General features: G+C 53.5%; 9 protein-coding genes. 4 read left to right on the forward strand and 5 right to left on the reverse strand.

The window, feature by feature from the left end; translation table 11 throughout:
- The 5 genes from ACFFJP_RS04025 to ACFFJP_RS04045 form a co-directional block, all read right to left on the reverse strand.
- Positions 1 to 228 carry a DUF2789 family protein gene (locus ACFFJP_RS04025; RefSeq protein WP_377240765.1) on the reverse strand — a complete coding sequence of 76 codons (228 nt, stop codon included), beginning with the start codon at positions 226 to 228 and terminating at the stop codon, positions 1 to 3.
- A 75-nt stretch (positions 229 to 303) separates the two neighbouring features.
- Positions 304 to 1,035: a PepSY-associated transmembrane domain-containing protein gene (locus ACFFJP_RS04030; RefSeq protein ID WP_377240767.1), complete on the reverse strand. Its 732-nt coding sequence runs from the start codon at positions 1,033 to 1,035 to the stop codon at positions 304 to 306.
- A gap of 135 nt (positions 1,036 to 1,170) precedes the next feature.
- A complete protein-coding gene (locus tag ACFFJP_RS04035; protein WP_377240769.1) occupies positions 1,171 to 2,670 on the reverse strand; it encodes a leucyl aminopeptidase in 1,500 nt (499 codons plus the stop codon).
- A gap of 156 nt (positions 2,671 to 2,826) precedes the next feature.
- A complete protein-coding gene (locus ACFFJP_RS04040) occupies positions 2,827 to 6,189 on the reverse strand; it encodes an NPCBM/NEW2 domain-containing protein (RefSeq protein ID WP_377240771.1) in 3,363 nt (1,120 codons plus the stop codon).
- A gap of 116 nt (positions 6,190 to 6,305) precedes the next feature.
- Positions 6,306 to 9,122, reverse strand: a complete 2,817-nt coding sequence (locus tag ACFFJP_RS04045) for a TonB-dependent receptor (protein ID WP_377240773.1) — start codon at positions 9,120 to 9,122, stop codon at positions 6,306 to 6,308.
- Between the two features lie 455 nt (positions 9,123 to 9,577).
- Here ACFFJP_RS04045 and agaR point away from each other — a divergent pair, with 455 nt between their 5' ends.
- The 4 genes from agaR to ACFFJP_RS04065 are packed head-to-tail and all read left to right on the forward strand — an operon-like array spanning position 9,578 to position 13,824.
- Positions 9,578 to 10,354, forward strand: a complete 777-nt coding sequence (gene agaR / locus ACFFJP_RS04050) for a transcriptional repressor AgaR (protein WP_377240775.1) — start codon at positions 9,578 to 9,580, stop codon at positions 10,352 to 10,354.
- An 8-nt stretch (positions 10,355 to 10,362) separates the two neighbouring features.
- On the forward strand, positions 10,363 to 11,715 hold the full coding sequence (locus tag ACFFJP_RS04055; RefSeq protein WP_377240777.1) for a class II D-tagatose-bisphosphate aldolase non-catalytic subunit: 1,353 nt from the start codon (positions 10,363 to 10,365) through the stop codon (positions 11,713 to 11,715).
- A gap of 22 nt (positions 11,716 to 11,737) precedes the next feature.
- Positions 11,738 to 12,910 (forward strand): SIS domain-containing protein, encoded by a 1,173-nt coding sequence (locus ACFFJP_RS04060; protein WP_377240779.1) that lies wholly within the window; start codon positions 11,738 to 11,740, stop codon positions 12,908 to 12,910.
- Positions 12,911 to 12,915: 5 nt separating this feature from the next.
- Positions 12,916 to 13,824: an ROK family protein gene (locus ACFFJP_RS04065; RefSeq protein ID WP_377240781.1), complete on the forward strand. Its 909-nt coding sequence runs from the start codon at positions 12,916 to 12,918 to the stop codon at positions 13,822 to 13,824.
- The last annotated feature ends 2 nt before the right edge of the window (positions 13,825 to 13,826 follow it).

Below are 13,826 nucleotides of genomic sequence, written 5' to 3' on the forward strand. Positions count from 1 at the left end.
CTAACGCATCAAACCATTGAGTTGGTCCAGTGCGTCGGACCACTCTGCATCCTGGTGAAAGGCGTCGCGCAGAAAACTGGCTTGTGCTGGTGTCCAGAATTCCGCCTGATAGAGATTTTGGCCATCAGTGAGCCGGTAGTGCCGGGCAAAGCGTTCAATGCTGGCGTCATCGCTGGGCAAGCCCAGCTGGTCGAACAGGGTATACAGATTATGCTTACTGGTATCCATGTCACACCTCCACTGTCGTTGGTCAAATTTCAGACAGTATAGAGCTGTTTCGGTTTCATTGCCGTGACCGAAAGGCTAGCCGTTGACATTGCTGTGGTGACGGCTGCCCCGCGCGATACGAAATCCCAATAACACAAAACCACCGAGCGTAAAGCCTAGTGCGCTGCCGGCGCTGATGATCAGTAACGGATGATTAAAGTCACTGCGGTCTTCATAATCCATGATATGCAGCATCCAGAAGAAGTCGTACAGCCGCCAGGTGTCTGTGCGCACCCGCAGTAACTGCCCGGTGATCGGATGAAAATAAAAAGCGCTTTGTTCATTATCGGCAAATTGCACCAGCCACAGCGGCGGGGTTAATCCGCGCACTTCAGCAGGCGCCTGCGCTAACAGTTCGACACTTTGCACGGTGCCGGTACCTTGGTAGCGTTGTTGCACTATCTTGCGTACTGCATTTTCGCTGAGCGTTTGCAGTATCTGTCCAGATTGAGCACTGATAAACAGCTGTTTGTTGTCTTGTTGTAAATGATAAACCGGTTCAGCTCCGCGTTGGCTCAGACTCAGTTGTGCCTGGCGAAATTCAGCCGTCGCCCGCTGTAACGCGTCGGCCGGTGTGATCATGGCATCGCTCCAGCGCACCTCAGGCGCCGGCTGTTGCAAATGCTCGCCCCGGACTTGCTCAATAGGAAACCAGCTCATCACCACACCACTGGCAAACCAGGCGACCAGCTGCAATGACAAGATAAGGCCAAGATAAAAGTGCAGATTGCGCCAGAAACGCTCGCGGCGCAGGTTCGGAAAGACCATAGCTAAGACTCAGATTTTTATTAGAAAAATACTGTAGCAGTGGCGTAAAAATAAAAAAGCCCCCTGCGACAATAAGTCGCAGGGGGCTCTGTCCGTCACCCGGTGTTCGTCACCCGGTGTTCGTCACCCGCTGATTTATGGCTGTTGCAAGGTCCAGTGCGTTAACAAACGCACACCAAAACCGGTGGCGCCTACCGGATGAACGCCTTTATCGCTGCTGGCCAGCGCATTGCCGGCGATATCCACGTGTGCCCAAGGGGTGTCTCCGGCGAATTGTTTTAGGAACCAGGCTGCCGTGGAGGCGCCAGTTGTTTTGCCGGTATTACGTAAATCAGCGACATCGCTTTTCAGTTCGCTGGCAAATTCATCGCTGAGCGGCAAACGCCACAACGGTTCGCCGCTGCTTTTAGCTGCCTGTAACAATGCACTGTGCAAGGATTCATCTTCAGTGAATAGCCCGGCATAGTAACTGCCCAAAGCACCGACTTTGCTGCCGGTTAAAGTCGCGATATCGACCATGGCACGCGGTTTATATTCCTTGCGGGCATACCACATCGCATCCGCCATCACTAAACGGCCTTCCGCATCTGTTGAGGTGATTTGTACCGTCAAGCCCTGCGCGGTCTTTAACACATCGCCTGGTAAATAGGCGTTCGACGAAATCATGTTTTCTGCCATCGCCATCACGCCAACGACGTTCACTTTGGCTTTTTGCAGCGCCAGAGCTTTGACTGTACCAAGCACAGCCGCGGCGCCCGCCATGTCGCTGGTCATCCGCACAATAGATTCGCCATCGGTTTTCAGGTTGTAGCCGCCGGTATCAAAGGTGATGCCTTTACCGATTAATGCCAGTGGCGCTTTGTTGTCACCTTGCCAGTGAGCGATCACCAGCGTGGGTGGCCGATCACTACCACGGCCAACGGCTGCGAGTGCCCCCATCCCCAAGTCATTAATCGCTTTTTCGTCGAGAACAGTGACTTTCACGCCCAGCTTTTCCAGCGTTTGTGCCGCTGCGGCAAAGCTCTGTGGTGTTAAGTCAGCAGCCGGTAAATTGGTCAGATCACGCGCCAGATAGACGCCATCAGCGATTGCCTGTAGTTGTTGATGTTGCTGCTGGGCGCTTTTTACATCGGCAACCACCACGTCGACCGCTAATTTACGCGGGGTTGCGGCTTTTGATTTCAACTGGTCGAAGCGGTAGGCCCGCAGTTCCAGACCATGCACCAGCTGCGGTATGGCCGCCAGATAACGACCGTCGATGGTGACTTGCTGTGCGTTGTTTTTGTCCAGTGCAGCGGCGAGATCAGCACCGTAATTTGCCAACTTGTCATCACTGATGACAGGTTTATCACCAAGGCCCAATAACAGCACGCGCTGGTAACCCGCCACACCATAAAGCTGGCTGATACTGCCGGCTTTACCGGTAAAACCGGCCGCAGTTAATTGTTGTTTCAGCTGCGGGTCGGCCAATAAGCTGTGACTGCCACTTTTAAGGTCGCTGCTACGCAGCGGCAGCACCAGCGTGTCTTGTGCCACTGGCAGTGCATTCAGATACTGATACTGCGGATCAATGGCGGCCTGAGCCAGGCTGCTGATACCGATTGCCAGCGCGGCGAAAGAATAACGTAAACGCATAAAATTCCCTCTAAACAATCAAAATTGTCCTCTTGATACGTCAGAACGGTGGGTGGATACCACTGAATGCGGCTGAATGCCATTTTTGCCCGATGAAGTGTGATAGTGTCACAAAAAAGCCGGCACTATGGCCGGCTTGATCGAACGGGTCAGCATCTACAGTTTGCCGTTTTTGTCCGGGTAACCCAGTACCGAAGCATTGGCCCAGTTGGCACAGACGCCTGTCTTGCCGCCGGTGGTCCGCAAACTGAGCAGTCGGATGCCGCGGATATCCAGCTCCGGTTTGACCACGGCCGGTGCCTGCACCAAGCCTGAGTCATACAGCAGTTTATCATCGCCGAAGATCTGGAACTGCACACCGCCTTTGTCACGGCAGCTGTCGTCGATGCCAACATCGGCCCGCAGCAGGCGCCATTGACCGGTGAGCGGATAATCAATCCGGCTTTGCGCAGACACACCAAGGCCTTTACGGAATTTCAGCCCGTTCATCGACATCAGGCTGCCGTCTTTGGCTTTGTTGCTGCCATTGCTTTGATTCAGTTCTACCGGGCCAACGGCATTGTCGGCACGAAGCGGTTTTTGTTCGGCTAAAAACCACTGGACCGGCTCAGTCTCAGGTTCCGGTTGCTGCAAGACGCGGAACTCCGAAATGGCTATTGGGCTGACCACTTTGGGCAACAAGGCGTTATAGGCTTTGGCCGTGCCTTGTGCTGCCGCGGTCACCATCGGATCGGCTTCGGCCTGATCTTGTGTGCTTAAGATGCGAAAGCGGAACAAAGTACCTGGTTTGGCGGCAAACTCGACTTTTTGTTTTTGCTGCAGTTTTTGCAGGCGGCCACGTGCAACCGGCTGGCCCCATTCGCCATTGTTATCACCCAGATAAACCTCATAGTCGGCGACCTGGCCATATTGCCAGTGCTGGTCATTGCGCGGCGCAATTTCAAAGCCATTCACCATACGCCGTTCGCCCAGCGCCAGCGTGAACTCATGCGCACCGGTTTTCACCGATTGATCGCGTTTGGTGCGAAACCAGGTGCCCGGTTTGCCGTCAAAGGCGTTTTCCAGCACATGACCCGATTCTTCGGCCGGCCGGTTCAGTACCAGAATGCTGTCAGCGGCGATCTGATTACCAAGGTCCGGCGCTTTGTCGTAGCCGGCGGTCGTGGCAAGGCTCTGCGCGCCATTGATTTGTACCGTGAAACTAAGCGGCTGGCGGATATCGGTTTTAGCCGTTTTCACATGGACCACGCCATATTTTTCGCTGCTGAAATACCAGCCACTGCTCGCTTTGGCAAAGGCGGTTGCATCTGGCAGTGCTTTGAGCGTTTGACCATCCAGCTTGATTGCATCGGGCTTGACCCGGCTATGCAGCTGCAGCTGATACACCCGCGCAGTTTCCTGGCCCTGATATTGGCCATTTACCGGCGCGATATCCACCTGAATATCACCGGCTTTACCGGCGACAAAAGACGGCGCTTTGACGCTAAATTGCTGCGTACTGAAAGCACCTTGCTGATACTGCCGACTGGTGCCGTCATCTTCATACATGGTGTAGGCGCTGTCGCCAAATGGATAGATATCCAGCGTCAGCACATCTTTGGGTTTTTCACCGTCATACAACATGGCGTCATACATCGGAATAATGGCACCGGCGCGGACAAATAGCGGAATCGTTTTTAAATCCACCTTGTAGTCGAGTAAATGGCCCGCTTCAGGTGCGTCCACAACGCGGCCATCCCAATAATCAAGCCATTGGCCTTCTGGTAAAAACACGTTTTTGCGCCAGCCCTGACTGGCGGTTTGGGAGCGGTATACCGGTGCCACCAGCAAATCGCGGCCCAGTAAAAACTGATACTTATATGCTTCGGTCAAAGCTTTAGGCGTTTGCGGATAATCCCACATCAGGCCGCGCACAATAGGCGCGCCGGTCTGTTCGGTCTGCTGCGCCAGCGTGTACATGTAGGGCGTCAGGCGCATTTTCAGTTTCAAATAATCGCGGTTGATGCTGCGGTAGGGCTCGTCATACCACCAGGGGTGTTTGCGCGCCGCTTTCGACCAGCCGGACATGCCCATTAATACCGGCGTAAAGGCTTTCCACTGTAAATCGCGGGTATAAGTCTCGGGGCTACCGCCAAAAATAGCGTCGACATCGCCGGTGGCATAAGCCTGACCCGATAAACCAGAGCCAATCAACGTCGGAATATGCCAGCGGATATAATCCCAGCTGGCGGACTGGTCGCCGGTCCAGGTCACGGCGTAGCGCTGCATGCCGGCCCAGCCCATCACAGTCCATAAGAATGGCCGCGAGTCAGAATTATTCAGGATACCGTCGGCCGCAGCTTTGTTCGCATCTAAAGCAAACTGATAGCCCTGGCCGGTCCAGGCCACATCGAGTTTTTGCGCACGCGAGCCGGCAGTGCCGACTTCCCAGGCGATTTTATCGACGCCGTTTTCAGTCCAGAGGCCAGTTCTAAAGCCATATTTGGCCAGGCCTTTAACCACTTTGGGTAAATCAGTGTAACCACAGCCGTAGCCATCATTCGGTAAAATCCAGCCGCCCGGCATATCATGTTCGCGGTATTTTTTTGCAACAGTATCAATGACATCCGGCGTGGTGCCGGTGGGGCCGTCACTCCAGCCATCCGGCACAGTGCCGGGTTTTTTGCCATTATCGCCGTCGTTGTAACAATCGGCGTCGCCATATTCAAAGGCCCAGCGCGGAATGAGTTTGGCGCGGCCGGTCAGTTCGGTGTAATCGGCTAAGACGTCCTTAACTGAGCCGCCAACAAAATAATAAGCATCAAAACGGCCTTCCTGATGCGACAGGTTTAAGTACTCGGCAGAGCGGAAGTCGTAGCTGCCGTTGGCCCAGGTATTACGCAGTACGCCGTAGCCTTTGCTGGATAAATAAAACGGCGCCGGGCTTGGTCTGTCACCTTCTTCCCAGCCGCCTGAATAGGAAATTTCCATGCTTTTGCCTTTAAACTCAAAAGCACCATTTTGCTGGCCACCGCCGTAAAACCGCTCGTCCGGCGCGGTGCTCAGTGTCTGCACGCTTTGCGCGCTGCCTTTGCTGTCATTGAGCTCCAGCGGCTGCAGTTCCTGCACTATCAATGTCTGATTGTCGGCTTTATACAGCGCAAAAGTCAGTGGGTTTTTATAGATACGCAGCGCCATGGCTTCGGTGCTGACCAGCTGATAATCCCCCATATCTTTGAGCTGATAGGTTACCTGCGTATAGTCGGTTTTAATCACGATGGGCGCGGCTTTACTGCCTTCGTCCGTCAGCTTGCCGTTGAGGCCGGCCCGGATGCGCAATAAATCTGGCTTTAACAGCTGCAGTTCGATAGCCACATTGGTATCGGTCGACAGTTGCAGCAACCCCGTTTGTTGCTGCAGCGCTGTCAGATTGCCAACCGGCGCAGCGATTGCGGCATGATTGAGCGACGCTGCGCTCAGCAATGCGGTGACTAACACGGCTAGCGGGCGTTTTGGGAAAATAGCAGCCAACATCAGCATTTCTGGTAATTCCTCAGATAGAAAATTGCCGCCCCAAGGGCGGCGTAGGCATGATTGCATGCTGCCCGAAAGCCGGGCAGCCTACAACTTGTTTACAACTGGCCATGCCAGCGGCATCAGAAGTTGCCGCGCACACCAACCGCCACCTGGGTACCAAAGCGTTCCAGCCAGTTCACCTGATCCGGTTGTTTGACATAACCCCAATACCGCTCGTTAGTCAGGTTCGACACTTCACTGTACACCGTCAGATGCTCGTTGATGTCGTAGCTCGCGCTCGCATCAAGCTGTCCGTAAGCAGCTGTCCAGCTGTCGCCGCCCCAGTCGCCCGGATAGCTCAGGAACTTGCTGCGCCAGTTGTAGGCTAAACGCGCCTGCACACCATATTTTTCGTAATACACCACAGCGTTGTAGGAGTCTTTCGACATGCCGGTGTACGACAGATCTTTTAGTTTAGGGTCGTCGAATTTGCTATCGACATAGGTATAGTTCAACTGGATGCCAAAACCATCAAACGGCGACGGTAACCATTGTTCCAGTGATTGTTGCCAGGCCGCTTCTAAACCATTGATCTTGGCACCGTATTGACCGGATGAGGCGTAAGTACCCCAGTAGTCAATCCCACCGAAGTTGATTTTGCCTTTTTTCGTTTCGATAAAGGCGTCGATGTCTTTGACAAAATATCCAAGGGCCAGCTGTGAACTGTCGGCCAGGTACCATTCCAACGTCACGTCATATTGCTTGGCCAGCTCAGGCGCCAGCCCAGGAAACCGCACGTCCAGTTGTGGCAGGCCGTTGACCTTAGTACTGAAGTTAGGTGCTGCCCAGGGTTTGAGCTGGTCCAGACTTGGCCGGCTCATCACTTCTGCGGCCGACACGCGTAACTGTAAATCATCCTGCAGGCTCAGCTTAAAGTTCATGCTTGGTAGCAGCTTATTGTAGCTACCTTCGTAACTGATCCGTTTCACAGTGCGCCAGTCGTTGTTGGTTGGCAGACCGGCACTATCTAATTGTAACTTGCTGAAGTCATAGGAATAACCTTCACTGGTGACGTCGGTTTTGCTTTGACGCAGACCAAGGTTCAGCGAGTACGGCAGGCCAAACAGCGTGTCTTCAAAATTCGCCTGAATAAAAGCGGCGGTGACGGCTTCACTGACTTCAAAAGCGCCGGCCTGGTTTAAGCTGGCGACAATGCTCTTGTCAGCCGCTTCAGCGCTGATTGAGCGGTAGAAGGCTAACAGTTTGTCATAGTCGAAACTTGGCCACGGATTGGGTTGGATGCTGTTTTCGCCTTCGAGGAAGTTGTCGAAATTCGGCGCCACAAACACCGATTTTGGAATACGGAACAGCTCAAAATCGCCTTGTTTAAATACCGAACTGGCGTCAAAAGTGTATTTATCCCGCGCCAGGTAAAAACCACCGCGACTGAATTGGCTGGCATTTTTTGACGAATATTCGCTGCGACCTTTGCTTTGTTTGCCATAAGTCACCCCAAAATCGACTTGTGTCAGCACTGAATCGTCAATTTTGTACTGACCGATTAACTTGGCTTCATCAACTTGGTCGGTGACGCCGGTGCCACTGTTGTAGCTGTAGTGCGCGCCGTAGGTTTGGTCGGCATTCAGCGCCGGGGCAATGGTCACGTCTGGCAGTTTATTGTCTTTGCTGTAGTCGATTTTGATTGAGTCAACAAAACCACGGGCGACGATAAAGCGGTTGTCGCCGTTGTTCTGATCTTTGGCTTCTGAGCTTGAGACATCAGCCGTGACACTGAGCGCGTCGCTGATTTGGAATTTGGCATTGGCACCGACTTGCCAGGTGTCGGTTTTGCGTGGCGTGCTTAAGTTCAGCAGCTCAACCATCGGATTGGCAGTCTGAGTGACCGAAAGGACCCGGCCGTCACTGCCAAAAGTGGCGTTATTAAAAATCGGCGTGCCCGGCGTCCAGCTTTCGTCATAGTTCACAAAGCCAATCTGGTAGCGATTGCCGTTGGTGGTGTAGCGTGAATAAATAGTGTCGAGGCTCAGATCAATCCAGTCGTTTGGCTGATATTGCAGCGACAGCGTGCCGCCCATCCGTTCGCGCACGTCCTGCGCGTTAGCGTAATACATATAAGCCGGGATTTTGGACGGGAATAATTCGTTGGCCTGGTCAATTTTGCCGTCATTGTTTTTATCAATCGGCAGCGTGGCTTCTGTGACGCCTTCTTGTTCGTCATAAAAACCAGCGGCGGAATAAGTATCGTTACGGATGGTCCGTTCAGAATAGGCACCGGTGAAAATGACGCCGAGTTTGCCATCTTCAAATAAATCACCGACCAGGAAAGACGCATGCGGCTGGGTGTCGCCGGTGCGGCTTTCATAGACGCCTTTGGCGGAACCGGTCAGGGTAAAACCTTCTAAATCCAGCGGTTTGCGCGTTTGGATGTCGACCACTGCGCCAATGCCGCCTTCTTGCAGCCGTGCTTCCGGTGATTTATACACCGCGATGGAATTGACCAGTTCTGAGGCGATGGTGTCGTAGTTAAAATCGCGGCCGCTGTTTTCTGAGGCCACACGCCGGCCGTTGACGGTCGTCACGTTGTAACCATCGCCCATGCCACGCACGATAACTTTCTGACCTTCGCCACCGTTACGGGTAATGGTGATACCAGGTACGCGCTGTAAGGCTTCGGCCAGGTTTTCGTCTGGAAATTTACCGATATCTTCGGCGACGACGACATCAATCACCGCCACGGCGTTTTGCTTTAAAAACAATGCTTCTTTAATACTGCTGCGAATACCGGTGACCTGGATCTTTTCGACCTGCTCGGTGTCGGCTTTCTTCTGCTTTTGTTTGTCGCTGTCCGCATCGGCGGCGAAAGCCTGCTGCGGTGCCAGTACGGCCAGCATCACCAGCTGCGCCAGCTTGTGATAACGAAATTTACCCTGTGACATAGTCCCTCCACGCTGTGGTTATTTATTGTTTTGAAAATTCCGAAAGCAGATATCGTCAGGGCGTCAGTTGGCGTAAACTGCAGTGAAAGCACAGTTTGATGACAGTTTGGCGATTACGACAGCGATCAAAACCTTTCGAGGTTCTTTATAATGCTGAATCGAAAATGATCGCAAGGTTTATTTGGTTTTCATTTAGAAGATTTGACGCTAAAATTAGCTTCGAATAGATCTGAAAGTTATGCTGCTGTCTTTGTTAAATCGCATGATATTTATATAAATGCATGATTTTAAATTGATATTTGAATTTTCTTTATTGCCTTTTAGTAATATAAACTTTTAAATATCAGCAGAATTTACTGGAAATGCAGCAAAAGAAATAAAACGAAAGATATTGAAAGTTTTGTTTTTGCTGGTAAGGTACAACGCAACAGCCCGACAGCGGGCAGGGAGATGAGGTGGAAGCCTTAAATACCATTGAACGACAGCAGGAAATAGTCCGGCTGACCAACCTGCAGGGCAAAGTGTCAGTGGCGGAATTGTCACAACGCTTTGGTGTATCTGAAGTGACGATCCGCAGTGATTTGGCGGTACTGGATAGTAAAAGACTGCTGGTGCGCTCGCGTGGCGGTGCCATGGTCAACGATGACCTGAGTCGGGAGCTGTCGTTAAAAGAAAAGCGACAGAAACATTCGGAGTTAAAGCAGCGGCTTGGCCGTGCGGCGGCAGCGCTGATTAAAGATGATGAACGCATCATCCTCGATTCCGGGACCACGACCGAAGAAGTGGCGGCCAATTTACGCGAACATAAAAACCTGATTGTGATGACCAATGGTCTGAATATCGCGCTGGAGTTGTCGCAGGTCGACAAAGTCGAAGTGATGATGACCGGCGGCACACTGCGGAAAAAATCGATGTCGTTTTATGGTGCGCAGGCCGAGCAGGCGCTGAAGCACTATCAGTTCGACAAAGTAGTTTTGGGTGTCGACGGCTTTGACTTAAAAACCGGCTTGTCGACCCATTTTGAAGCGGAAGCCACGTTAAACCGGCTGATGTGTGAAGTGGCCCGCGAAGTCGTGGTGGTCACCGATTCATCCAAATTCGAACGCCGTGGTTTTCATCTGATTTGTAGTGCCATGCAAGTGCACACCCTGGTGACAGACGCCGGCATCCCGCCGCTGTATGTGGAAGAGTTGACCAGAATGGGGGTGCAGGTGCATATCATCAGTCCATAAGGAGAGATATGAACGCTTTGCTTGAATTGCTCAGGGCGAATAAACAAGGCCAGAGCAAAGGAATATATGCGGTTTGTTCGGCGCACCCCATGGTGCTTCAAGCGGCCATCCAACAGGCGAAAGCGGATAACTCCTTGCTGCTGATTGAGGCAACTGCCAATCAGGTCAATCAGGACGGTGGTTACACCAGTATGCAACCGTCTGATTTTATTAAATTCGTTAAAGAGATGGCGGCAAAGCAGGGCCTGCCAGAGCAGCAGCTATGTTTTGGCGGTGACCATTTAGGTCCGGTTTGCTGGACAGCACTGCCTGCAGCTGAGGCCATGGCTAAAGCGGAAACGTTGATTGAAGCTTATGTCCGTGCCGGTTTTGGCAAAATTCACCTCGACACCAGCATGCCCTGTGCTGATGATCTCAAGCCGCTGCCGGATGCGCTTATCGCCGAGCGCGCCGCCCGCTTGTGTCAGGTTGCCGAGCAAACGGCCGGCAGCATGGCTGAGCCAACAAGCCTATGCTATGTCATCGGCACTGAAGTACCGGCGCCTGGCGGTGTCGCGACACTGGAGCATCAACTGCAACCAACGCCGGTGGCCAATGTAGCGCATACTATTTCCTTGCACCAGCAGGCGTTTACCGCGCTAGGGCTTGGCCCTGATGTCTGGCAGAAAGTCATTGCCGTGGTGGTACAGCCCGGTGTTGAATTTGACAATACCCAGGTGCATGCCTTTGATGCGATCGCAAGTACACAACTGGCTGATTTTATTGCGAAAGACCCTCAACTGGTGTTTGAAGCCCATTCCACCGATTTCCAACCGCCCAGCCGCTATCAGCAACTGGTGCAGCAACATTTTGCCATTCTCAAAGTTGGGCCGCAGCTGACCTTTGCACTGCGCGAAGCCTTGTTTGCGCTCTGTTATATCGAACAGCAGCTGGTGCCGGTAGAGCAGCAGTCGCATCTGATCGCCGTATCTGAGCGGGTGATGCAACTGCAGCCGCAGCACTGGCAACGGTTTTATCCGGGCAATGCCGTCGAGCAGCAACTGCTGCGCCAATACAGCTTCAGTGACCGCATCCGCTACTACTGGCTGCAGCCTGAGCTGCAACAGGCGGTCAGCCGCCTGCTGCAAAACCTAAGTAGCGTGGCAATGCCGTTGCCGCTGCTCAGTCAGTTTATGCCGCTGCAATATCAGGCCATTCTGAACGGTACGCTGCAATATCAGGCCATTCTGAATGGTACGCAGCATAGCGCGCCAGCAGCTTTGTTGCAGCACCACATCGGTTTGGTACTGCAGATGTATGCCAGCGCCTGTGGTCTGGTTGGTGATTGTCGCGTCAATGCACAGCGTGCAGAAACCGCCTGAAAAGTAGTACAGGAGAGTGGCCGTGGGACTTTATAATTTATCGGATGATCGTTGGCTGGGTCTTGGCAGCAACGCACTGCGTGAGGCCGCTGCAGAGTGGACAGCACGTGAAATTGCGCAGCAGCCAGCAATGTGGCAGCAAATTATCACGCAAATTCAGGCAGATACTGCGCTGAATCATTATCTGCAAGTGCAGTTGGCGCAGCCGCGGCTGCGGATCATTCTGACCGGTGCTGGTACCTCGGCCTATATCGGTCAGGCGTTGTTACCACATTTGGCGTCGCAGCTGGCAGCACAATCGCCGTTAAACACGCAGCGACTGGAGGCGATCAGCACTACAGATCTGGTCAGCAATCCGGCGCAATATTTCCATGCCGACCAGCCTACTTTATTGGTTAGTTTTGGCCGATCCGGCAATAGCCCGGAAAGTCTGAAAGCGGTGCAGCTGGCAGACCAGCTACTGCCGGATTGCCGCCATCTGGTGATCACCTGTAATGCTGATGGCCAGCTGGCACAATATGGCCGGCAACACCGGCAAAGTGCGGTGTTGCAGCTGCCGGACGCTTGTCATGACCGCAGTTTTGCCATGACCAGCAGCTTTACCGGTATGTATCTGGCGACCTTGTGGCTGTTTTGCCCGGATGCCGTGCAGCTGCAAAGCACAGTCGCGGTGACCGAACAGCTGCTGGCACAAAGCTCTGCGATCCGCCATCAGGCCGAATTACCGGCCGAGCGCGTGGTGTTTGTTGGCTCCGGTGTGCTGGCCGGTATTGCCCGCGAAGCGGCGCTGAAATACCTGGAACTGACCGCAGGTCAAATCACCAGTTTTTATGAAAGTACACTGGGGTTTCGCCATGGGCCAAAATCGGTGGTGAATGCGCAGACGCAGGTATTTATCCTGCGCTCTAACGACGGTTACACCGCAAAATATGACATTGATTTGTTTGAAGAAGTCACCCGGGATCGCCGGGCGGCCTATACCACTTTATTGCATGCCGACAGCTTTACAGGCGGTGATGCACTGTTAGATGCCTGGCTGGCGTTGCCGCTGATTGTATATTGCCAGGCGCTGGCGTTTTTTAAGGCGCTGCAGCTCGGGATTTCGCCGGACAATCCGTGCCCGACCGGTGAAGTGAACCGGGTGGTGCAGGGGGTGACCTTATATCCATTTTCGCCCAGCGCAGACACGGAGTGAGCCAGATGATATATGGCCTGGATATTGGTGGCACTAAAATCGAAATCGCCGTATTTGATGAGCAGTTTGCGCTGGCAGAACGCTGGCGTGTAGCGACACCGACCACTGACTACGATGAGTTTCTCGACACTGTCCATGCGCAGGTCGCGTTGGCTGATGCCAAATTTGGCGCGAAAGCCCCGGTTGGTATTGCGCTGCCAGGTGTAGTGGCAGCACAGGGGCTGGTGATCTCGTCCAATGTAGCCTGTCTGAATCAACAGCAGGTTGGCGTCGATCTGACCGCCCAATTACAACGGCCGGTGGCGATCGGCAATGACTGTCGGCTGTTTGTGTTATCAGAAGCATTATTAGGTGCGGGTCGCGGCTTCAGCCGGGTGTTTGGAGTTATTCTCGGCACAGGAGCCGGTGGCGGTTTATGTGTTGACGGTGAGATTTATCAGGGCCGGCACCAGCTGGCCGGTGAACTTGGTCATCAGTCCATCGCAGCCCGTGTGCTGATGCAATATCAGTTACCGCTGTATCGCTGTGGCTGTGGTCTGGAAGGTTGCGCAGAGACCTATATTTCCGGTACTGGCCTCGCGCGGCTTTACAGCCATTTCAGTCAGCAGGATCACAGCACCTATGACTGGTTACAGGCGCTGCGACGCCACGAGCCAGTGGCACAACATTGTTTTGCCTGTTATCTCGATGCACTCGGCGCAGCCCTGGCAGCACAAGTACTGGCGTATGATCCGGATGTACTGGTGATTGGTGGCGGCTTGTCCGACATCGATGAAATTTTTCAGGCCTTGCCGGCAGCGATTGGCCGACATTTATTCAGCGGTGTCACAGTGCCGCCGGTGCGCCGAGCCGAATATGGTGCCGCCAGCGGCGAACGCGGTGCGGCTATACTGGGCGCCCGGCTGGCAGGTTGAAG

Origin of the sequence: Rheinheimera tilapiae, from assembly GCF_042432165.1 — a bacterium.
GTDB classification, from domain to species: Bacteria; Pseudomonadota; Gammaproteobacteria; order Enterobacterales; family Alteromonadaceae; genus Pararheinheimera; species Pararheinheimera tilapiae.